Origin of the sequence: Paenibacillus sp. O199 (assembly GCF_001636635.1) — a bacterium.
Classification (GTDB): domain Bacteria; phylum Bacillota; class Bacilli; order Paenibacillales; family Paenibacillaceae; genus Paenibacillus; species Paenibacillus marchantiae.
In genome coordinates this window covers 59136-82424 of the sequence record NZ_LGRP01000019.1, presented here as the reverse complement: position 1 = coordinate 82424, position 23289 = coordinate 59136, and the positions used below count along the sequence as shown (strand labels likewise).

Here is a 23289-nt window from a genome sequence, read left to right as displayed (position 1 = left end):
TGAACCCGTTTTGATGTACAACCATGCGCAATTTCAACCTTTTACCGATCCCAGCATCACTCCTTTGGCAAAGTGTTTTTGCAGGAATGGATACACCAGCATGATTGGAATCGTGGAGAACACGATAACGGCCATGCGTATGGTGAGCGGCTGAATCTCGGTCTCTTCGATACTGGTATCCCCGATCCGGCTCTGAGCCAGGATGACAATCTCACGCAGCCACACTTGTACGGGCCACTTTTCACTATCGTTGATATAAATGACAGCGTTGAAGAAGCTGTTCCAATGAGCCACCGCGTAAAAGAGAGAGAATGTAGCCATTGCTGGCATCGACAAAGGCAAAACAATACGGAACAATACGCCCACATCGTTACATCCATCGATTTTGGCGGCATCCTCCAGTTCATCCGGAATGGCTTGGAAGAAGTTCTTAAGTACGATCAGGTTGAACGCACTAATCGCTGTAGGCAGCATCAAAGACCATAATGTATCCGTCAGGTGCAATGATTTTACGACAAAGTAGGTTGGAATCATCCCACCGCTGAACAGCATGGTGAACAGTACACCCAGCAAGATCGGCTGGCGTCCACGCAAGTATCTTCTGGAAAGCGGATACGCCATAAGCGAAGTGAACAACAGGTTAAGCAGTGTTCCGATTACAGTGATATAAATGGATACACCCAGACTGCGAATCAATGTGTCTGTAGAGAAAATGTAACGGTAAGCAGCGAGGGAGAATTCTTTTGGAAAAAGAATGAATCCTCCCTTAGCCACTTCATGCGGACTCGTAAACGAGACGGCCAAAATATAAATGAACGGGATAACGGTCACGATTCCGATCAAAAGTAGAAAACCATGATTGAGGATATCAAAGATCCGGTTGCCCCACGTTTTATCCTGTTGCATCTTAATGTTCACTCCTGTCTGGTGAAGGACGTCTGCTGCCAAGCTTTAGTAGACGCCTTCCTCTCCGAATTTTTTGGCCATCGTGTTGGCACCCAGTACAAGTGCCAGTCCGACCACCGACTTGAACAAACCAACAGCAGCACTATAACTGTACTGTGCCTGTGTGAGACCTTTGGTGTAGACGTAGGTATCAAATACCTCACCCACATCCCGATTCGTCGGCGTGAGCATCAGGAAGATCTGTTCAAAGCCTGTATCTAGGAAGTTACCCAGACGCAGAATGAGCAAAATAATGATTGTACTGCGGATGGCAGGCAACGTAATATGCCATGTCTGACGCCAGCGATTGGCACCATCCATCCGTGCAGCTTCATAGAGCTGTGTATCTACACCGGAGAGTGCCGCTAGGAAAATAATCGTGCCCCAACCTACCTCTTTCCAGATGGATTGTCCAACAATCATCGTTCGAAACCAGCCAGGCTCAAGCAGGAAAGCCACTTTTTGTCCCGTCAGGTTATAAAGTAATTCGTTAATAGCGCCACCCTCGGTTGTGAACAGCATGTAGAACACACCAACCACAACAACCCAGGATACAAAGTGCGGAACATATACCAGCGTCTGTACAAAGCGTTTGAATCGTTCACGGCGAACTTCATTCATCATGAGTGCCAATACAATTGGCAGCGGGAAGAAGAACACCATATTATAAATCGCTAGCAAAAACGTATTCCGGAACAAAGTCCAGAACTGCGGTTCCCCGAAGAAACGCTGGAAGTGCTTAAACCCTACCCAGTCGCTGCCCAGAATGCCCTTGTAAGGCGTGTAATCCTGAAAAGCCATCGTAATACCGTACATGGGTATGTATTTGAAAATAACAAAGTAAAGCACGCCCGGTATCAACATAATATAGAGCCACCGGTTTTTGATGATGTCCCTCCACAGCAGGTTTTTGTCACTGCGGGTAGCGGGTCGTGTCCGAGCCGCCGTTTCGGCTTTCATAGTGTCTTCCTCCCCACATTGGAAACGATTACAAAATATCACTTCCTGAATTCATGTCTTCATTGTGGAGGATAAATGGGTAACTGGCTATCGTCTCATTTTAGCTTCTTGTTTTCCCTTATGCAGCAAGGGTTTAAGGCATTTGTAATTCTGGAATGCTCCTCTGAATGAACCACATTTAACCTCCGATATTCCTGTCTTAACTCTGCTGCAAACGCAGAATAAAGGCTGACCTTGAAACAAAGAAAAACCTGCCTGCCATGGCAGGCAGAGCAGGTTGCTTTTATCGCTGCTGCTCCCGGTATTTTCCGGGGGTAGTTCCCGTAATTTTACGAAATGTACGGATAAAAGCGGTAGGGTTGGTGTAATTGAGTTTCTCGGCAATCTCCGATATTTTCAGGTTGGTCGTCTGCAGCCAGGTTTTGGCTTTTTCCATCCGGTATTCGGCAAGGTATTCCGTAAAGTTCACACCAGCCTCCTTCTTGAACACACGGCTCAGATAGACTGGATGAAAATTCAGTTCTTCTGCGCAAGCTTCCAGCGACAATTCGCGATCATATCGCTCCTCGATCAGCCGAATCATGCGCCGGGCAATATTCAGATATTGAGATTCTTCCTGTTCACGCCAGAATCGAATGACAGGGTGAAATAAACATTTGCGGAACCAGTTCGTCATTTCATCCAATGTGGATAACTTGAGTAGTCGAGCCATAGAGGCCTTTTCGCCCAACACTTCCGCAACATTCCCACCCTGCTCCTGTACAAGCTGATACACACGGGACAACAGTTGAACCATGATAACGGGGTATTCGCTGAAGTGCAGCTTCTTGTCTGCAAGCAGACCGAGGTATTGCTTAAAGTACGCATCGGTTTTCTCCTCGTCCCCTTGCTTGAGTGCAGAAGCCAACTGGTCTTCAATCATCCTGAGCTGTGTATATAACGCTGCCTCCGTCTGACCTCGCGGCTGAATATCCTCGTAATGCAAAATAATACGGCTGCCCAGACTTACCCTGCCTTGCAGAGCCTCACGACTCTCCTGGTAAGCCCGTGGCGAATCACCTATTGCAGAATAGGAACGACTAATACCGATACTTACAGGCAGATTCAGATAGGTCACAACCCGCTCACGGATCAATTCCGCTTGAGTGTGCATCCACTCTTTTAGCTGTACTTCATCATCCAACACGGATGCCAATACCGTAACCTGGGCGTCATCAATCATGACAGGTGCAAAACGAATATCAGAGGGCAGCAGCTCACCGACCATATTGTTTAACGCAAACAGCAGCAGATCCCGGTCCTGCTCCTCATACCTTGTCCCTTCAAGGGTATCGATCTGAAGTGTAAGTAGCCCAAGTCTGGACCATGAGGTTGGAAAATCGTATAACTGACCCTGATATCTGAAGTCATCTTCCGATATTTTGCCTGTAAGCAGTTTGGTCATAAAAAATTCCTGCAAATGAACATGCTGGCCCTTCATCTGCTCACGCATCGTCTTTTCCGAGCTGAACAAGGTCGATAATCGCTCTTCGATGTATATAAATTCATCCTGACGGCGTCCCGACGGAGCCAATGGAGAATCCAGTCCTTTTGTAAACTGCAGAAGTCTGGAAATGGGAGAATACATCTTGCGACTGCCGTAGATGGCTACTAATCCCGTCAAACATAACATGACTAATGTAGCCACTCCCGTAACCAATGCAATTTTCTGCGATTGGGCGGTTATCTGACTCAGCGATACAACGGATACATACAACCAACCATTGAGTGGGGATTGCCTGTAGCTAACTGCCACCTGACTTCCCTCGACCTCTGCACTGAAGAAACCCTCCGACTGTCCTGTCGTTTGTACCTTTTCATGGATTTCCTGATTTAGCGTGTCGTATTTCCCGTCTTGTTCTGTATCGTTGAGAAAATATTTTTGCTCCCGATCAAGGACGTACATATCCCCTGAATTCGGATTTCGACTTAGAAATGTACTTAGCTCTGTATCGGCTATGTCTATAACCAGAAATCCCTTGGGTTTCACATTCGTTGGTATCATCGGAATCTTGAATACCATGCTTACCACGTTGTCGGATGAAATAAGAGTAGGTGCGTGTTCTGGCGTTGCTTCACCAACTCCCGCCGATACCGGCACACTTTCTTTGGTTGAACTCACATTTTGCGTTACCCAGAACAGGCTGTTTGTATATTTCAAATAAGAGCCTATCCGGTCCCGAATACTGAAATCATCCAATTTTCCAAAGGAACGCATCGAAACGACCCAGTCTTCATCCAGATTCACGAGATAGGCCTGATCGATATTAGTAACCGATTGCAGATTATTAAATCCGGAAGTCAGATCACGAATTTCCTGAAATTCGCTGCTGTCCAGCGGTTTTTTCATCGCTTTTAATACCAGTGGAGAATTCACATATTGGATGGACGATAATTGCAGGCTGCGCAATACTTGCTCTACCCGCATTTGGGTCTGATGCAGAATCTGCAAATTACTCTCCCGGACCTTCTGTTCAATGTCACGTGAAGCAATCGAATAGGAGACTGAACCAATAACAATGACCGGAAGGGCTCCGAGAATCATGGTAAAACAGAGCAAACGCAGCAGGTATTTAGGCAAAAAGAGCATCCTCCTTTGTGCATTTTGCGTTATTTGATCGAGAACGATTTCGGAATCACTACCCGATCTAATGCAAAACGTATGTATAATATCGCTTTCATTGGATTAATTTACTATTGTTATTTTAAAACCCATTGTTATTCAAGTCCACTATTTATTATTGAAGGTTGACTTCAAGGCAATTTCCAGTTTATATTGGTTGCATATTCCTCAATCAAAGGAGAGATTTTGATGTCGGTGAGCGTTCTTAACTAACTAGTTTCATATTCAGGAGTTTGGCCTTCGATTCACTTGTGCCTTGTGGCATACGTGTATTTCATGATGCGCCATTACCCTGTACTTAGTTAAGAACAGCGGATATCATAAATCGCCTCCGGGATTGTACGTGTCCGGGTCTATTTCCGCGCTGTGTTCAGCGTGGATTTTTTTGTATAGACCTATAACGGGCCCTACTTTCCCGTACGTTAAGGGCGGAGAATGACGTTTGTTCATTCTCCGCCCTTTTTGCGTTTTCCGGGAATATGTCCCATCGCTTTAACCGAAATTCCATTTTATATCCAAGGAGAGATTAAGCATGAATGAAAAAACGTTAACCAGTCTGGGTTATCCCCAAATTCAAAAAAACGTTGCAGCCTGTGCCCTATCCTATTTGGGCAAACGTTACGCAAGAGACATGAAGCCAATGGAGGACGCTTCTCTGATTCAAATGCGGCTGGAAGAGACCGCTGAAGCGGCTGCTTTGATTCGTTACGGTGCCAGTGTGCCCATTCCTTCACTGGATGGCATGGAGACCATCATGGATCTGCTCGGCACCGGTTATTTATTTACGGAACGTGATTTCAGTCATCTCGCCCAATTTCTGCGCAGCTGCGCACAGCTTATGAAATACATGGAGGGCAAATCCGAAGTGGCCCCCACAGTTAGTCGCTACGCTTCATCCATGATATGGATGGAATCCCTGCTCAGCGAGATTGAACGCTGTATCCATAGTGGACGCATTCAGGATCAGGCGAGCAAGGAGCTGATACGTATTCGTAAAAAAATGACGGTGAATGAGGAACGCATGAAGCGCAAGCTGGATTCTCTAATAAGCAAACACCGCTCCATCATGCAGGAAAATGTGATTAGTCAGCGTGGTGGAAGAACCGTGCTGCCCATTAAGAAAGAATTCCGCAAACACGTTAAAGGCAGTGTGCTGGATGAATCAGGAAGTGGCCAAACCGTATATATTGAACCTGCTGAATTAGTAGGTCTGCAAATGGAGCTGTCTTCACTGCAAGCCGAGGAATCACGGGAGGAGATGAAAATTCTCGGTGACTTAACCTCCCTTGCAGAGTCTTATAATCGTGAAATTTCGTTAAATACGGAAACGGTAGGGATTCTGGATTTCCTATTTGCCAAAGCGAAATATGCGGCCACCATGGATGGACGAACTGTACGCGTCAATGCCATTGGACGCGTTCGGCTTCATCATGCCCGCCATCCGTTTATGGGTGCATCCATGGTTCCGCTTGATTTTGCAATTGGTCAAACTTATTCCTCGCTAATCATTACCGGGCCGAATACGGGTGGCAAAACGGTTGCACTCAAAACATTGGGTCTGCTCACATTGATGATGCAATCTGGTCTGCTTGTGCCTGTCGCTGAAGATGGCGAGATGGCCGTGTATCATGAAATTGCTGTTGATATCGGCGATGGACAGAGCCTGGAGCAAGCACTCAGTACCTTTTCTGCACATATTCGCAACATGATTGGCATCCTGGAGCAAGCCGATTCATCGACACTTGTGCTTATTGACGAGATGGCCTCCGGTACCGATCCCGGTGAGGGAGTGGGACTCTCGATCGCCATGCTGGAGGAGCTGCACAGCCGTGGAGCTACCGTTATCGCTACAACCCATTTTGGGGAAATCAAACATTTTGCAGCATCCACGCCTGGATTTGAGAATGCAAGAATGGAATTTGATACGGTCTCTCTTCAACCTCTTTATCGATTGCGGATCGGAGAAGCCGGGGACAGCTATGCCTATTCCATTGCACTGAAATTGGGTATGCCACAGCGTATTATTGAGCGCTCCAAGCTCATTTCAGATCAGGGTGTCTCGCAAAGTGTCTCTTCCACCTCCTCTCCATCCGTGCCTAACGTAAGTTCAACGTCATCGCAAATAAACAGCACGGTTGAACAAGAACAATTGAATGAAGCAAGGAACACGATAAAACCTATCAGCCCGTCCGTACAGACTGGAACTAGAAAGCAATCTGCTGATCGGCCTGAAACATTAGAACCCGCGCCCCCTGCCAAAGCATTCCGAAAAGGGGATCGGGTCTATGCAGCTTATCTGAACCAGTCAGGCATCGTCTGTGATGTGGAGGACAGTCGCGGAAATATCGGAGTCATGCTGCGTGGACGTAAAGTCAAAATTCATAAGAAACGTCTAACTTTGCACATCTCCGCAAATGAACTATATCCGGGTGACTATGACCTCGACATTGTGCTGGAGACCAAAGAGAATCGCAAGAAACGCAAACTGATGAGTCGCAAGCATGTGGAAGGACTGAAGATTGAATTGCCCCCTGAAGAATAACCACAGGATTGATATAATGGGTTGAGTTGCTATACTTTAATAAACCTATCGATCGTTCGTGGTTAGAAATTTATCGGGGAAGGAAGACTCGTATGTCTGTTGAGCAGGATACAAAGAAAGTCACTCCAGAAGTTCTTGTATGTCCTTTATGCGGTGAGGCCAATGGCTGCTCCTATGCGGCTGGTCGTCCTCATTCAGAATGCTGGTGTAACTGGGCTGTGTTCCCAGAAGGGGTATTTGACCCCATTCCGGCAGAACAGCGCAGGAAGTCCTGCATCTGCGAGGCATGTCTGGATACGTATAAAAAGAAGACAGAGCAAAATAAAGAGCCCCACAGTTAACCCTGTGAGGCTCTTCTTCAATCAATATTATTTTGTATTGAAATACAGAACGTTACTTCTGCATTTGTTGATAATGCGCTACAGCCTGCTTCAGTACAGGATGACTCTCATCCATGGACGTATACTGGCTGAGTGCTGCTTCAATCCCTTTTTGCTGGATCGTAGTCTGGAGTTCCACCGCTTCCGGGTCTTCGGATACGTCAAACTTGCAGGCAGCGGCCATACCCATCGCCAAAAGTGTTGTCTCCGTTCCATACTCGTAAGCCTGGAGAGCTGGGCGAACCAGACGGTCATTCGGGGACAGTTTCCGCAGTGGAGAACGTCCTACACGAGTTACCTCATCCGTCAGATGCGGGTTAACGAACCGTTCCAATATTTTGGCAATGTACAACTGATGATCGTCGGCATTGAATCCAAAACGCTTCACCAAAACGGCTCCGGTTTCCTGCAAGGCACCATATACGATGGATTTGACTTTTTCATCGGCAATAGCCTTCTGAATTGTATCAAACCCGTTCACATATCCAATATAAGCGGCAATACAGTGTCCCGTATTTACGGTAAACAGCTTCCGTTCGATATAAGGCTCCAGATCATCCACATACATTACACCCTCAACCGGTTTGAACGCAGGAGCCATTTGTGAACGGTCAACAACCCATTCATAGAAAGGCTCTACCTGTACATGCAATGGATCTTCATGATGCTGAATCGGCACAATCCGATCTACGGCAGAGTCCGGGAAATACACGTACTGATCCGCAAGCAGGCGAGTCCGCTCATCAAGCAGGCCATATACATGTTCTTTCAGCTGAGTGCTGGCTCCAATTGCATTTTCACAGGCAATAATGTGAAGGGGTTGGAAGACATCGCCCGTTCCCAGTCTGGACGTAAGTCCTTTGGCAATACCGGGAGCAATATGTTTCAGAATGTTCACGCCCACTGCAGTTGTGATCAGTTCAGCTTCTGCAACATTCTGAGCAACGGTATCCAGATTGGTTCCATCGATTGCACTCACACCGGTAACTGTCTCCAGGTCTTTGGCCTCGTTAGCCAGTTCAACCGTATACTCTCCACGCTGCTCTAGAGCCTTAACCAGCTCCTGGTTAACGTCCGAGAAAACAACATTGTAGCCTGCACGGGACAGAATCAAACCGATAAAGCCACGTCCAATATTACCTGCTCCAAAGTGAAGGGCCTTCATAGTTCCATTTCACTTTCCAAAATAGTGATGACTTCTTCAGCGGTTTGAGCATGACGCAAAGCTTCCATGTTCTCTTCCTCGGCGCAGATGACTGCGATGCTGGTCAGGATCTCCATATGTTCTCCACCTTGAGCGGCGATACCAATTACCATATACGCTTTTTCTTCCCCAAAATCAACACCTTGCGGGAACTGAATGACGGAAATGCCTGTGGACAGGATGAATGATTTGGATTCCTTCGTGCCGTGTGGAATCGCAAGTCCGTTGCCGACATACGTGGAGACAATCTCTTCACGCTCCAGCATTTTGTCGATGTATTCAGCGGTGATATGTCCCGCGTCTTTCAAAATTTGACCTGCCATACGAATCGCTTCGTATTTGTCCTGAGCCGTTGCATTCATGATGACTTTATCTTTAGTTAACACACTCATGTTTGAATACCTCCAATTTCGGTTTTGCTGCGGTAAAATCCCGCAAGTTCTTGGGACAAGTAATGAATAAGATCATCCCGGTTGCCTTTTTCAAGTAATGCAATCATTTCTTCCTGCAACAATAGCGCACTGATTTCACTCAGTACCTCCAAACTTTCCTTCGATAACTGTCTGGGTCCAAGCATCAAGAGCACATGGCTGACACCTGCCGGGTCTTCCGGCGTGCGTAGAAGCGGCTCTGTCAATTGGAACAGCGTAATTGAAGGACTGTGAATGCCATCACTGCGTGTATGAAACAGAGCGAGGGAAGTTCCGGGAATCTTCTGACTTCCAACAGCTTCACGCTCCTCCAGCAGCCTGGCAATCTCATCTGGATTATTCAATACACCGGATTGATGCAAAACGCTGCACATGGCGTAAGCCGTTTCTAAAAATCCGATCTCCTGATTATCCAGCGGGAACACCTGAAACTTGCCGATTATCTGTACGATTTCAATCAGGGTCGCTTCCAGTCCAACCGGATCGGAAATTCGTCCTGTTGTCCTTGAGTCTGCTTCAGGTGGGGGACTATGTTCCCGCTGAAGCGTCGTTGTCCTGATGAAGTTTCTTAAACGTTCACTTTCTTCTGCCGTCAGCAGTGGGCTTACCTTGTAGTATTGATGTTTATCCATCGGCAGATCCACGGTAGAGAGAACCAGATCATATTCCGTCTTCGGTATACGTGCGGCTTCATACCAGGACACGCTGTCCACAATCCGAATTTCGGGAATTTCCTTGGACAGACGGCTCGATAACATCCGTGAAGATCCAATCCCACTCGTACAGACGACGACAGCCCTGATTTCACGCTTCAGCACCCTCAGCCGTTCAATGGAAGCACCGAAGTGCATTACCAAAAATCCGATCTCCTCATCCGGCACATCCGTATTGGGCCAAGCCTCTCGCACGGCTTTCTTTACATCCTCAAACAGTGATTCATAATCCTTGCGGATCTGCTGAAGCAACGGATTACGGATGAGCTGCCGCCCATCCATTCGTTCCAGCACCGGCTCTATATGGGCAATCAGACCTTCACGAAGCAGACGATCCTCATGGAACGAATAATGAGTTTTCTCCTGCATTCGATCTGTAAGAGAACGAACCATGTCGAGTAAGACCAGATCGTCTATGGGCAGTAGACGCGAGGAATGAATCGATTGCTCGATTTCAACTAGCAGCCTGTGAAAATAAGCCTGCTCCTCGCCGACAAACTCCAGCCCAAGCTGGGCAGATAGAACGCCGCACAACCGTGAAGCCAAATATTCCGGCACCTTCCGCTCATCTTGCAGTGGATTTCCAACGTCATTTTTGTCCTGTTGTGTGCCCCGACCTATGCCAAAACCTTTGCGAATCCGCACAACCGCTACAGACAATTGGATCAGCAGCTTCATGTATTGACGTTCCGGGATATTTTCCAACCACTCAATATCCGGCTGCCATAATGCATTTTCGACCGTAAGTACATCCTCATGCCCTATCATTTCCAGAAGTTTGCTGTTTACTTTGGAAACTCCCTGCTCCGCTTGTCTACCGAATAAATCGGATTCATCCAGATATTCAAGAGCGAGCGCGGAAATAGCCATGCGATGAGCCAGCTCGCTTCCATTGATCTTGACCCCATATCCACGTCTGCGAACCAGCTTCAATCCAGCCAGCTGAATGCGTGGTTCCAGATCGTCCAGATCATTGCTTGCCGTAGACACGGTTACCTTCAGATCTGAGGCCAATGCAAGCAGCTTCACAGGCTCGGATTCATCCAGCAAAATACAAAGCATGAAGAGTTTACGCTCTTCGGGCGTAAACTCCACATATTCGTTAAGCTCAAGTTGTTGACGCAATACGGCCAAATCATCGGAACCGGGATCAATTCGAACCCCGGTTCCCGATTTTTTTTCCAATCTCATGCCAAGGGGCTCAAGCCATTGTTCAATCATCTGCAACTCTCGATGTACGGTACGAGTGCTTACTTTGACCGCAACAGCTATATCGCCAGCAGTTACCTCATGAGGATGCTCCAGCAGGAACTCCACGATCTCACGCTGTCTCCTTGTAATATTACTCATCAGGAGTCGGATTTGAGGCGCTCCACCAGTGCCTCATATTCAGGACTCTTCAGGAAGTTATCGATGGAAATATGCTCTGCATTTGGAGCCACGGATTTGGCCCGGTCAGTCAATGTTTTCTGTGTGATGACGATGTCGGCATCTTGTGGAATCTCACTGATCGCCGTGTTGGTTACAGCGACATCCACACCGGCTGCCTTCATTTTCTTCCGCAGAATCGAGGCACCCATGGCACTCGAACCCATACCTGCATCACAGGAGAATACAATTTTATTGATATCCGTTTTTACTGCCGAAGAAGCAATATCGGCTGCACGGTCAGCTTCACGATTGTCTTTATCAACGGTGAGGTTGCCCGTTTTGCCCTGATTTTTCATATCTTTCATGCGGTTGGAAGCACTATCCAGATCTTCGTCATCCTTCTGTTTACCTGTTTTGAGCAGTATGGATGCCACGAGGAAGGAGATGACCGCAGCTACGGCTACCCCGGCAAACATGCCAAGATATCCGCCCTTAGGTGTTAACAATGAGTAGGCAATGATACTTCCCGGTGACGGTGCAGATACCAAACCAGCTCCTGTCAGCATGAAGGTCAATGTACCCGCCACACCACCAGCCATCGCAGCCAGAATCAGTATCGGTCTCATCAGAATGTAAGGGAAATAAATCTCGTGAATCCCGCCAAAGAAATGAATGATTACAGCACCTGGAGCGGAAGATTTGGCTGATCCGCGACCGAAGAAGCAGTATGCCAGCAAAATGCCGAGTCCAGGTCCTGGGTTGGATTCAAGCATGAATAATACGGATTGCCCCAGTTCTCTTGCTTGATCCGTACCAATCGGTGTCAGAATACCATGGTTGATCGCATTGTTCAGGAATAATACTTTTCCTGGCTCAATGATCAGGTTGACCAGCGGGAGAAGACCAGCATTCATCAAAGCTTCTACCCCAGCCGATAACACCTTGCTAATCGCTTCAACGAAAGGCCCGATGCCTTTAAGGGCTAGAAGGGCCAAAATCCCACCAATAATACCAGCGGAGAAGTTGTTAACCAGCATCTCAAACCCTGATTTGATTTTGCCATCGACAGCTTTGTCAAATTTCTTAATGACCCAAGCTCCCAATGGTCCGGCAATCATGGCGCCAAGAAACATTGGAATGTCACTGCCGACAATAACCCCGATGGTCATTATTGCACCGACTACACCACCACGTTGGCCGTGTACCATGGTACCGCCTGTGTAACCGATAAGCAAAGGCAGCAAATATTTGATCATTGGATCAACCAGCAATGCAAAATCTGCGTTAGGGAACCATCCTTTTGGAATGAACAATGCCGTAATCAAACCCCAGGCGATAAATGCACCCATGTTCGGCATAACCATACCACTCAGGAAACGTCCAAACTTCTGAACGCCGACCCGTATTCCTCCGCTTTTTTCGGACTTTGCGTCCACTGAACTCATATTGAAAACCTCCTCAACATATTAAACCTTAATTCCACTGAATTTTGACAACGATGATCCAGACGAACAAAGGTACAAATCTTCAATAAATCTTAATTTACAACCATATCGTAAATGAAAACGGTATCTTCTACAACGAAATGAAAACCTACTTCCGTCATGAACGTTGATGACAAGATTTAAATTTAAAGGATTGTCCCATGTTTGAACCTTGTATATGGAATGGAACCTGTTATTCCCTTTCATGTATCATACCCACGAAATGCCCCATTTTAATGACATATGAAATTGTAAATTTATTCTATTTGAACGAGCTGTTTCTATCTCAATTAGAAATAATGATGAAACACGTTAATTGATATTCATTCCATCCCATTCGTCTGTTAACAACGAAAAAAGCGCAATTACCTCACCCTGTCCCAGGTGAGGCAATTGCGCCTAAGTATTCTCCGAATGAGCTGTATCACCATCCGGATCTTTAATTAATCGATTCATTTTATTACGTTAAAGGACTTTTCCATCAAGCTGAAACTCCGTATCTAGCGGAAATTTGTACCTTAATATTATTCCGTATGTTTACGATACGCATCCGCGTTCATCAATGTGGAAAGTGCTGCTGTGAGGTCGCCCTCAACACGAATCTCGATCATCCAGCCTTCCTCATATGGGGAGTTGTTAACCAGCTCCGGGGAATCCTGCAATGCATCATTCACAGCAATAATCGTTCCACTGACAGGAGAAAACAAATCCGAGACGGTTTTGACGGATTCAATCGTTCCAATGCCGTCTTCCGCTTTTACATCCGATTCAAGGTCAGGCAATTCCACAAACACAATGTCACCCAGCTGATGCTGCGCGAACTCGGTAATGCCAATACGTACGGTATCCTCCCCTACGGTCTGCACCCATTCGTGCTCTTCACTGTACAGGAAATCACTTTTCAATTCGCTCATCGATATCCGCCTCGCTTTTCATTAATGAGTGCATGCGTTTCTTTGACCTTAACCTTTTTCCCAGAACATAGCGTATGATATTTTCGATTCAAATGTCAAGATACCTTACAATTTATTTGATTTTCTTCTATATATGCCTGTAACTCAAATGGACCCTTCCTACATATAATGGTGAATATTAGAAAAGTAAGCGCACTCTTTATAAATAGACGTACATTATAATGTTAATTAAAAATTTCATTCGGATTTTTTGTTCATATCTATGATATCGTTCTTGACATCAATAGACGATTCAGGCTTTAATGAGAGTAGTAAATGTGTTTAATTGGTCTATGCAATACCCGCGGATGAATGTAAAGGGAGAGATTACCCTTGACACCCGAATCAGGGTGTACATGCGGTAACGCCGAAGGAGTAAGCCACCGACAAGCGGAGGTGAATCTCTCAGGCAAAAGGACTTTTACGGGACGCAACTCTGGAGAGCATCTAATCGCCCTGTATGGGCGTTATGATCACCCAAGGGGAAACCTGCTGCATCATGCGGCGGGGTAACTCTCAGGTACCAAGGACAGAGCCTAAGAATACAGCGTGCTTCTGGCATGCCGATTCTTTGGCCTGTCCTTTTCCTTTTTCCCAAAAAAACGAAAACAGGTTATAGAGCGGCGCTGCCTATAGCGTCCTTACCTTACTTTTATAATAAAATATGATGCCAGATTCATTGATCCACGGTTATACACTCGGCCGGTTGACGGCCCATGACGAGGTGATTGGATGTCCGATTTGCTTAGAACCCCACTCTTTCCACTCTATCAGCAATATGAAGGCGTACGATGCATTGATTTTGGTGGCTGGGAGCTCCCGGTACAATTCAGTGGAATTCAGAAAGAGCATGAAGCGGTGCGAGAACGTGCCGGATTATTTGATGTATCTCACATGGGTGAATTCACCGTACAAGGTGAACACGCAGAAGCTTTTTTACAGCACATGACCACTAATGATGTAACAACACTCGTTCCCGGTCAGGCCCAATACACGTTAATGTGTTATCCGGATGGCGGCGTGGTCGATGATCTGCTGATCTATAAACTGAAAGACCAGCATTATATGCTGGTGGTTAACGCCTCCAACATCGACAAGGACTGGGCATGGCTGCAACAGCACATGACGCCAGGCGTAACGATGACCAATGATTCGGATCAAACGGCGCTGCTTGCTCTGCAAGGTCCGCTGGCAGTGGATATTCTCAGAGCGGTGACAGACACCGATGTGTCTTCGATTGAGCCTTTCCGCTTTGTGGAAAATGCGAAGGTATGTGGCGTTTCATTGCTGTTATCCCGCACCGGATATACGGGTGAAGATGGCTTTGAGCTCTACGTTCCCGCGGAACAAGCTGCTGAGGTCTGGAACGGATTGATGCAAGCGGGAGAAGGTCACGGACTCGTTCCGACAGGACTGGGTGCCAGGGATACGCTGCGCTTTGAAGCCAAGCTGCCCCTGTATGGACAGGAATTGTCCGCAACCATCTCACCGCTGGAGGCTGGCGTAAGTATGTTTGTGAAGCTAAATGCAGGACCGTTTATCGGACATGAAGCCTTGTTGCAGCAAAAAAATGATGGGCCTGCCCGCAAGCTGGTCGGCATCGAAGTGCTGGAGCGCGGCATCCCTCGTCCTCATTATCCCATTTACGCCGAAGGCGTACAGATTGGTGAAGTAACCACAGGCACCCAGTCGCCTACGTTAAAACGTAATCTGGGGCTGGCCTTGATTGACAGCAAATATGCTGCACTGGGTACCCCGCTGGAGATTGAGATTCGTGGCAAGAAACTGAAAGCCGAGGTCGTGAAGACCCCTTTTCATAAACGGATACGTGCGCCAAAGACACCTACTCAAGGAGCTGATCAAGCATGAGCAAGCATCGCTACATCCCCATGACCGAGCAGGATCAGAGTGCCATGTTGGCAACCATCGGCGTGGAAACGATTGAGGATCTGTTCCATGACATTCCACAGGAGATTCGCTATCAGGGCGAACTGCCTGTTTCCTCCAAACTGGATGAATACGCACTGACACGTCATATGTCGAAGCAAGCGGCAGCGAATGCCAACTTCGAGACACACGCCAGTTTCCTGGGTGCAGGCATTTATGATCACCACGTTCCCTCCGTCATTAATCATGTCATCTCCCGTTCCGAGTTCTATACAGCCTATACACCTTATCAACCCGAGATCAGCCAAGGAGAATTGCAGGCGATTTTCGAGTTTCAATCCTACATCTGTGAGTTGACAGGCATGGCTGTAGCCAATGCCAGCATGTACGATGGTGCAACTGCATTTGCGGAAGCAGGCAATCTGGCCGCAGCGGCAACCCGCCGCAAACAACTGATTGTGTCACGTACCGTGCACCCCGAATCCCGTCAGGTATTGCAAGCTTATGCTCACGGCCTCAATCTGGAGATTGTTGAGATTGGATATCAAAATGGTGTAACAGACTGGGATGCCCTGCAAGCCGCCGTGTCCGATGACACCGCAGCCGTCATGATTCAAAGCCCGAACTTCTTCGGCGCCGTGGAAAATGTAAAACAGGCCGCAGACCTTGCGCATGCGCACAAGAGCCTGCTCGTGGTCAGCGCCAACCCGCTATCGCTGGGTCTGCTGGAAGCCCCAGGCAAGCTGGGTGCTGACATCGTCGTTGGCGACGCGCAGCCCCTTGGCATCGCCGCTTCACTCGGCGGCCCAACATGCGGATACTTCGCCGTATCCCAGGCTCATATGCGCCGAATTCCTGGCCGAATTGTAGGCCAGACAACGGACCGCAACGGCAAGCGTGGTTTTGTACTCACGCTGCAAGCACGGGAACAGCATATCCGCCGTGAAAAGGCGACGTCCAACATCTGTTCCAACCAGGCGTTGCTCGCGCTGAGCGCCTCTGTATATATGTCCATTATGGGTAAACAAGGCATGATCGACGTTGCTGATTTGAATTTGCAAAAGAGCCATTATGCCCTTAACACGTTTACCGCAATTCCAGGCGTCTCTCTTACGTTTACCGCACCTACGTTCAATGAGTTTGTTATCCAACTGCCTGAAGGAACAAATGTGGAACCACTGCAACTGAAATTGCTGGATGCAGGTTTCATTGGCGGCTATGAGCTTGGACGTGATTATCCGGAGCTCGCCGGACATATGCTGATTGCAGTTACTGAACGACGCAGCAAGGAAGAGATCGACGAATTCGCACGTGTATTGGAGGGATCGCTGTGACTCAGGAAACGACAACAAAGACAACTACGACGACATCAGCACAAGGACAATCGGAAACGGTAACTTCTATCTCCCCTTCGGGCAAACCTGAAACTATCACAACAGACACTAACCAGGCTGCCTCTCCAGTACCGGAGCAATCGTTGATTTTTGAACTCAGCAGTCCGGGTCGGGTCGCTTATTCGTTGCCTGAATGCGACGTTCCCCGTCAAGCTGTGGATTCCCTGATTCCCCGGGAAATGCTTCGGTCGGAAGCAGCAGCATTGCCTGAGGTTTTTGAAGTTGACGTCATTCGCCATTACACTGCCCTGTCTCGTCGTAATTTCGGGATAGATAACGGATTCTATCCGCTGGGCTCTTGTACGATGAAATATAATCCGAAGATTAATGAGGATGTGGCCCGTTACAACGGGTTCGCCAAAATTCATCCATATCAGTATGAATCCAGCATTCAAGGTGCACTTGAACTGCTCTACACGTTGCAAAATGACCTTGCCGGACTTACCGGGATGGACGCCGTTACGCTGCAACCGGCCGCTGGTGCACATGGCGAATGGACCGGGCTCATGATGATCCGTGCTTACCACGAAGGTCGTGGTGAACGGCGTACGAAAGTCATCGTACCCGATTCTTCTCATGGGACCAACCCGGCAAGTGCAACCGTAGCAGGTTTCGAAACGGTAACGATTCCTTCCCGCGCAGACGGTCTGGTAGATCTGGACGCACTTCGCGCAGCTGTTGGTTCGGACACCGCAGCGCTCATGCTGACTAACCCGAATACACTCGGACTCTTTGAAAAAGACATTCAGGAGATTGCCTCCATTGTGCATCAGGCAGGTGGCTTGCTGTACTACGATGGAGCCAACTCCAATGCCATTATGGGCATCACCCGACCTGGCGATATGGGCTTCGACGTGGTGCATCTGAACTTGCATAAAACGATGAGTACTCCGCACGGCGGAGGTGGACCTGGTGCCGGCCCGGTTGGTGTGAAGAGCCGCTTGATTCCATTTCTGCCGAAACCGATGGTCATCAAAAATGATGAGGGTATATATGCATTGGATCGCGAAGGTGATCAATCCATTGGCCGGGTCAAAGCTTACTATGGTAACTTCGGTATTCTGGTCCGCGCCTATGCCTACATTCGTACTTATGGACCTGAAGGCTTACGCCGGGTATCTGAATGTGCGGTGCTCAACGCCAACTACATGATGGCCCGTCTCGCACCTTACTACGAGATTCCGTATCCAGGCGTGTGCAAACATGAATTCGTTATGTCTGGCCGGGGGTTGAAACAGTATGGTGTACGTACACTGGATGTTGCCAAACGATTGCTTGATTTTGGGTATCACCCGCCAACCGTGTACTTCCCACTGAACGTCGAGGAGTGCATCATGATCGAACCAACCGAAACCGAGAGCAAAGAAACCCTTGATGGGTTTGTCGATACGATGATTCGCATTGCCAAGGAAGCAGAAGAAACGCCTGAACTGGTACTCAATGCCCCTTACGGCACACCGGTTACCCGTCTGGATGAAACAACAGCAGCCCGTAAACCTGTACTGAACTGTGCTTGCAGTTAAAAGCTAACCTCTAATAAACTAATGAAAACATATTCAGTCGTTGATAATCATTAATAAATGCCAAAAACAGCCGCATTTTGCTTTCTGTGCGGCTGTTTTCTTTATTGCTTATTAACCTGTCAGCTTTATTTTATCTTCTCCGGTCTAGGGCTTCCAATTGGCCCGTTCCTTCTTGCCCAATCGCGGACAGGTGTAACAATAGGAGCGACCTTTTCGTAAATATTGCAAGCAACAGACGTTTTTGATCGCAAGTCTCTTCGTAGGCTCCAGCGGATGATCAATCATCCGAACCCTGACACGAAGCGGATTCTTGGCCAGACCAAATACATCAGCTTCCAGACCATTTTGCAGCACCAGTTCATCAGCGGCAAACTGACGCAAGAGAGCTTCATCGTCTTGATACGTATTATGAATATTCTCCCTGTAGTTTTGCAGAGCCGTTGGCAACTGCCCCCACAACATGCTGACATGCAACCCAGAAGCTTTGGACAAACACTCCATGAGGGGACGTGCAGTCTGACTGTAAAAACGTCTTAATTCTGCTTCAAGCCAGACCGTTCTTTCCTCCGAATCCTTCGGAGCGAGAGTGACATCCATGTTCTCAAGTTGAAAAGCAATTCGTGTATACCCGGTTTCCTTCATCAAATGTATACTCAGATTGGCTAGCGAAAAATTCAGAGCTGCATCATGGACTGATACGGTATATTGCAGCGCAGCTGCCACATCCCCGAACCAACTGGTGAAATAGGCTGCGGCAACCGCTAGATCCTGTCCCTCGATTAACTGTTGATAGGCGGACAAAAAGCTTCTCATTGCCTCCGGATCAACAATAGATTCTCCACATAGCGATGCCACGGGTACACCATTCAGTTCCTGTACAAGATTAAAGTGCTTCCCCAGTTCCTCACGAATCCGGTCATTCATCATTCGCCGAACAAACGATTCAGGTCATCCAGCATGGAAGTAGCCGCATTGGGTCCATACCCGCCAAACCACGAATCTGAAGCCACCTGGAATACCTGATTATTTTTAACAGCCTTCATGTTTTCCCAAATCCCCAAGGTCTGCAGATTGTTATAGATCTCTTCATTATCATTGATAAGGATAATGTAATCTGGATCGATTTCTGGCAACTTTTCATTAGACAATACTTCATAGCGACTTTCAGCGCTTGTCACGGGGAAAACAGCCGGTCTGGAGAAACCGAAATCATCATAAAGCCATTTGTAGTCCATGTCTCCGTAATACCGAATATCATTTCTTATCCGCAATACCATGAGTGTCTTACCCTCTGCTTTGGCGTGAACTTTTTGGATCGCCTCAGCTTTATGCGTTTCATAGGTTTTTATCACTTCTTCTGCCTTTTCGTTCAGACCAAAGGCCGCCGCGGTAGCTCGAAATGCCGTCTGCCAATCAGGTGCCACATATCCATTCTCAAGCATGGCCGTTGGAGCAATTTTGGCATAATTCTCGTATTGCTCTTTGCTGTTCGTATCCGTCACAATCAGATCTGGTCCAAGAGAGAGCATTTTCTCTGCACTGACCTTACCTTGATCACCGATGATAGCCACATCATTCAAGAATGGCTTCAAATATAACGGAAAATCTTCGTTCTGTGATTTCACCGTAGCTTGTGGCGTCATGCCAAGTGCAATCAGGTGATCCGTCAAATATGTCACTGTGGAAGCAATATTTTCTGGCTTTTGTGGTAATGTCTGCTCACCATTTGTATCCTTAAATGTAAACGTGGCATCTTGGGACTCTTCCGAAGCCGCTTGTTCCTGTTTCGTCGGTTCTGCCTCAGACGAACCTGACTTCTCTTTGTTGCCACAGGCCACAATCAATAATAGCACCGCAAGCAAAACTGCTGTTAACGTGAAGTAGCGTTGATTTCGTTGTTTCATTTTCTACAGATCCCCTTATTCTTTGGTTATTCTATTATTTTGTCTTCTGCCGTTCTCTCATTTCTCATTACACGTGTGCTTGTGATCCATCCCATTTCATTTCTTAGATTCATAAAAAACGAACTTCCATGCTGTGGAAGACGTATGAGCGCTTTGCAGTTCGTTGTATCCAACGAAGCGGGAATGGACTCCCATCTTGCGGTTCTCCAATTGCGATCATCCACACACCAATAAAGATTGGCCTCCAGGACAGGAAGGCATGAATCATACCGAACGACAAACCAACCGTCCTCGTGCTTCTCCTCACAAATTTCAATAAGCGCAGCTTTCACTTTAACGATGCTGTCCGCAAAAGCGAAGACCTCCTCGCATGCCCATGCCTCCTTATAAGAATGCCCGAGACCCGGGTGAAGGCTTAGTCTGCTGTTGTTGTTCGGATGGCACTCCAGATGCTGCTCAAAAGACTTGTTAAATATGGTCAACGGAAAATGGGTATCATTACTACCGTTAAGCCATAACATCGGCAAGCGGCTTTCCGACAGAAATGTGGATGGATCCCATAATAGACGAACACGTTCTGCCTCTGCCTCCGGCATCGATGCAAAGCTAAGCCCATAATAGGAACCCGGTTCATGCAAATACCCACAGCCATAAACGGGCATGGCAAAAGAAAGCCTGGTGTCTAACCCCGCAACCAAACTTGTGATGATGCCTCCCCATGAAATTCCTGTTATACCTATGCTCTGCTTGTCTACACCCGGAAAAGAGCGGAGCAATGAATGAGCCAATATTACAGCGGCTACGGCATGATACATCCATTGATCTTCAACAGGCTGTTCGTAATCTGCAAATACACCCTGTTTCTCAGGACCACTCCATGAATGTGAAGGCCATTCCATCCGTTCGGTGTGCTCCTCATCCCCGAATGGAACATGCCCTTCCAGATCCATGGCTATCGCAGCATACCCTCGTGCCATCCATTCTTTCACCCAACTGCTAAAAGCTGTTCCCGCACCACCGTGAACCAAAATTACCGCGGGAACTTCCTCGTTAGGAGAGACCGGACGCGGGATGCCGTAGTAGCCAAATATGCGAGTAGCACGACCTTTATATGACACACCCTCATAGAAGCAAGCATGTACGCCGGTATGTTGATCTTCGGAAACCGGGTATAATCGAGGTGCTTTAAACAATTGCTCTAGATTCCAAGGCGGCTTTCCAGAAATGGAATGTCACCTCCTCTTTACACTGATAATGATTTTCTTTCTCAATACGTATCATATCATTCATTGCTTCAGCTAAACATGGATATATAAACGGAGTGAACTGGACTTTAGTCAGCCAAATAACCGCATAAAATAGGATAGCGCCCGATCATGCGACCAAGCTGAATACTCAAACAATTTTTCTGTCCCCACCTCGTACACATGTCCATGCCGAACCGCTGTCAAACGATGCCACTGCTCACTGGCCTGAAGCGCCTTCCATTCCCGGGCCGCCTGCTGTGTGGAATCTACCATGATAATCAGCATATCTGCGTCGTATTTTTCCAGAGCTTCTTTAGTCACCGATTCAAAAACATTGATGTCATCGAGACGATGCGTAGCTGCCAATCTAAAATCATCATAAAGGACCGCGCCAGCATTGCGTTTGCCATATATCCGATATTCCGAATCCGTGATACGCCATATGTTGACGGTAGCTCCACCGATGTTACGTCTTACTTTGCGGTAGACCGCTTCCGCCTTGCCATCATATTCTGACAGCCACACCTCCGCCTCTGCCCGATGCTCCATGACTTCTGCAATCATTCGAAGCTGCTCGCGCCAGTCTGCGGATAACCAAGGGATGGCAACTGTCGGCGCAATCTGCTCCAGCTCTTTTCGCGCCCGCTCGCCCAGAATGTCAGTGCAGAAAATAAGCTCCGGCTCCGACGCACGCAATCGATCCACATTTTCTTGCCAGATCTGCCCTTCCCCCAGCTCATAAGAATGCAGACGAGTCATTCGGTTGTATAATTCATGATTTGGATAAAAGGCAGCAGCTTTCGGAAGCAGGCCAAGTGCCAGTAAACTACCCGAGATTGGATCAGAGACACTTGCGATACTATATCTGCGGCTTTTGACAAACGCATTAGGCGAAAGTCCCATCTTCTGTTTGAATCTGCGGCTAAAATAAAATTCATCTTCATAGCCGACTCGGACCGCGGTCTCTTTTACACCATCACCTGACAAAAGGAGCTCCTTGGCCCGTTTCATTCTGACATCCATCAGATAGGCCGTCGGGGTCTTTCCTGTATATTGCTGAAATGCCCACGAAAAATATCCTGGACTCAGGCCAGCAAGCTTGGACAATTCATCTCGTTTTAACTCATGATCCAGATGTTCATTCATATAATCGGCAACACGGGCAATCGCAGAAGCGGTAGACTCAACGCTTTCCGGCTTGGCCTCCGCTTGAACAAGTGAAGTCATCAAACCGTATAATGCGGCCTGTCTATTGAAGTGTTCCTCGTCACCAGCGACCTCCAGTTGAAGCAATCGATCACAAGAGAGCGCGAGTTGATGCGGATCTTTGCACCAAAACAAACCCTCCATGAAAGCATGGGTAGCAGTCATCTGCTGTTCTCCGCCATATTCGTATACTTCGAAACGGACCATACAGCCTTTTAACGCCTGCTCATCTGCCGCCAGCTTGAACCTCTGTCCAGGAGCCAGCAAATAGACTTCCCCTTCATTCAATCGGGATATGTGTTCGTTCGATACCAAAGTTCCTGAGCCACTTATACAAAGAATAGCGAAGTGTTCCGCTGTCGCTGCATGAACAATTTCTCCATTTGAGGACACTTCAAACGAATCGATACTGCTATATTTAAGCATCTTGCCTGCCTTTTTTTCATTGACCTTCATGGTAACCCTACTTTCTCCCTCAGCATG

17 protein-coding genes and 2 riboswitches are annotated in these 23289 nt (G+C 47.6%); of the genes, 5 read left to right on the top strand and 12 right to left on the bottom strand.

The genetic code is table 11. The features are described from left to right. Nucleotides 1-33: 33 nt before the first annotated feature. From A6049_RS23045 to A6049_RS23035, 3 genes are all read right to left on the bottom strand, one after another. A complete protein-coding gene (locus A6049_RS23045) occupies nucleotides 34-906 on the bottom strand; it encodes a carbohydrate ABC transporter permease (protein ID WP_024633116.1) in 873 nt (290 codons plus the stop codon). A 45-nt stretch (nucleotides 907-951) separates the two neighbouring features. After that, nucleotides 952-1905, bottom strand: coding sequence for an ABC transporter permease (locus tag A6049_RS23040; RefSeq protein ID WP_063566889.1), 954 nt, complete (start codon nucleotides 1903-1905; stop codon nucleotides 952-954). A gap of 283 nt (nucleotides 1906-2188) precedes the next feature. Further along, complete coding sequence (locus A6049_RS23035; RefSeq protein ID WP_161490628.1) at nucleotides 2189-4525, bottom strand: helix-turn-helix domain-containing protein; 2337 nt, start codon at nucleotides 4523-4525, stop codon at nucleotides 2189-2191. A gap of 574 nt (nucleotides 4526-5099) precedes the next feature. On the opposite strand from A6049_RS23035, the gene A6049_RS23030 reads away from it, so the two are divergent. Then, entirely contained in the window at nucleotides 5100-7109 is a 2010-nt protein-coding gene (locus tag A6049_RS23030) for an endonuclease MutS2 (protein ID WP_063566887.1), read from the top strand. A gap of 92 nt (nucleotides 7110-7201) precedes the next feature. Next, on the top strand, nucleotides 7202-7450 hold the full coding sequence (locus A6049_RS23025) for a cysteine-rich CWC family protein (protein WP_063566886.1): 249 nt from the start codon (nucleotides 7202-7204) through the stop codon (nucleotides 7448-7450). A 52-nt stretch (nucleotides 7451-7502) separates the two neighbouring features. Here A6049_RS23025 and A6049_RS23020 read toward each other — a convergent pair whose 3' ends face one another. The 5 genes from A6049_RS23020 to gcvH form a co-directional block, all read right to left on the bottom strand. Beyond that, on the bottom strand, nucleotides 7503-8654 hold the full coding sequence (locus tag A6049_RS23020; RefSeq protein ID WP_063566885.1) for a mannitol-1-phosphate 5-dehydrogenase: 1152 nt from the start codon (nucleotides 8652-8654) through the stop codon (nucleotides 7503-7505). Next, nucleotides 8651-9085 (bottom strand): PTS mannitol transporter subunit IIA, encoded by a 435-nt coding sequence (locus tag A6049_RS23015; protein ID WP_024633110.1) that lies wholly within the window; start codon nucleotides 9083-9085, stop codon nucleotides 8651-8653. Before A6049_RS23015 ends, A6049_RS23020 begins: the two co-directional genes overlap by 4 nt. Then, on the bottom strand, nucleotides 9082-11187 hold the full coding sequence (locus tag A6049_RS23010) for a BglG family transcription antiterminator (protein WP_063566884.1): 2106 nt from the start codon (nucleotides 11185-11187) through the stop codon (nucleotides 9082-9084). Before A6049_RS23010 ends, A6049_RS23015 begins: the two co-directional genes overlap by 4 nt. Beyond that, a complete protein-coding gene (locus A6049_RS23005) occupies nucleotides 11187-12653 on the bottom strand; it encodes a PTS mannitol transporter subunit IIBC (RefSeq protein ID WP_063566883.1) in 1467 nt (488 codons plus the stop codon). The genes A6049_RS23010 and A6049_RS23005 overlap by 1 nt, the downstream gene beginning before the upstream one ends. A gap of 563 nt (nucleotides 12654-13216) precedes the next feature. Next, the gene (gene gcvH / locus A6049_RS23000) at nucleotides 13217-13606 is read right to left on the bottom strand and encodes a glycine cleavage system protein GcvH (RefSeq protein WP_063566882.1); all 390 of its coding nucleotides are present in this window, start codon (nucleotides 13604-13606) and stop codon (nucleotides 13217-13219) included. 347 nt (nucleotides 13607-13953) lie between these two features. Next, nucleotides 13954-14076, top strand: a riboswitch (glycine riboswitch). 3 nt (nucleotides 14077-14079) lie between these two features. After that, a riboswitch (glycine riboswitch) is annotated at nucleotides 14080-14180 on the top strand. A 197-nt stretch (nucleotides 14181-14377) separates the two neighbouring features. On the opposite strand from gcvH, the gene gcvT reads away from it, so the two are divergent. The 3 genes from gcvT to gcvPB all read left to right on the top strand — a co-directional run bounded on the left by gcvT (nucleotide 14378) and on the right by gcvPB (nucleotide 18449). Then, nucleotides 14378-15514 (top strand): glycine cleavage system aminomethyltransferase GcvT, encoded by a 1137-nt coding sequence (gene gcvT / locus A6049_RS22995; RefSeq protein ID WP_063566881.1) that lies wholly within the window; start codon nucleotides 14378-14380, stop codon nucleotides 15512-15514. Beyond that, nucleotides 15511-16866 carry an aminomethyl-transferring glycine dehydrogenase subunit GcvPA gene (gcvPA, locus tag A6049_RS22990; RefSeq protein ID WP_063566880.1) on the top strand — a complete coding sequence of 452 codons (1356 nt, stop codon included), beginning with the start codon at nucleotides 15511-15513 and terminating at the stop codon, nucleotides 16864-16866. The genes gcvT and gcvPA overlap by 4 nt, the downstream gene beginning before the upstream one ends. Before the next feature lie 95 nt (nucleotides 16867-16961). Beyond that, complete coding sequence (gene gcvPB, locus A6049_RS22985) at nucleotides 16962-18449, top strand: aminomethyl-transferring glycine dehydrogenase subunit GcvPB (protein ID WP_063566903.1); 1488 nt, start codon at nucleotides 16962-16964, stop codon at nucleotides 18447-18449. A gap of 144 nt (nucleotides 18450-18593) precedes the next feature. Here gcvPB and A6049_RS22980 read toward each other — a convergent pair whose 3' ends face one another. The 4 genes from A6049_RS22980 to A6049_RS22965 form a co-directional block, all read right to left on the bottom strand. Then, entirely contained in the window at nucleotides 18594-19376 is a 783-nt protein-coding gene (locus tag A6049_RS22980) for a hypothetical protein (protein WP_063566879.1), read from the bottom strand. Continuing rightward, nucleotides 19373-20353 (bottom strand): ABC transporter substrate-binding protein, encoded by a 981-nt coding sequence (locus tag A6049_RS22975; protein WP_063566878.1) that lies wholly within the window; start codon nucleotides 20351-20353, stop codon nucleotides 19373-19375. The genes A6049_RS22980 and A6049_RS22975 overlap by 4 nt, the downstream gene beginning before the upstream one ends. Nucleotides 20354-20379: 26 nt before the next feature. Next, nucleotides 20380-21546 (bottom strand): alpha/beta hydrolase family protein, encoded by a 1167-nt coding sequence (locus tag A6049_RS22970; protein ID WP_063566877.1) that lies wholly within the window; start codon nucleotides 21544-21546, stop codon nucleotides 20380-20382. Nucleotides 21547-21690: 144 nt separating this feature from the next. Next, on the bottom strand, nucleotides 21691-23262 hold the full coding sequence (locus A6049_RS22965) for a helix-turn-helix domain-containing protein (RefSeq protein WP_063566876.1): 1572 nt from the start codon (nucleotides 23260-23262) through the stop codon (nucleotides 21691-21693). Between the last annotated feature and the right edge of the window lie 27 nt (nucleotides 23263-23289).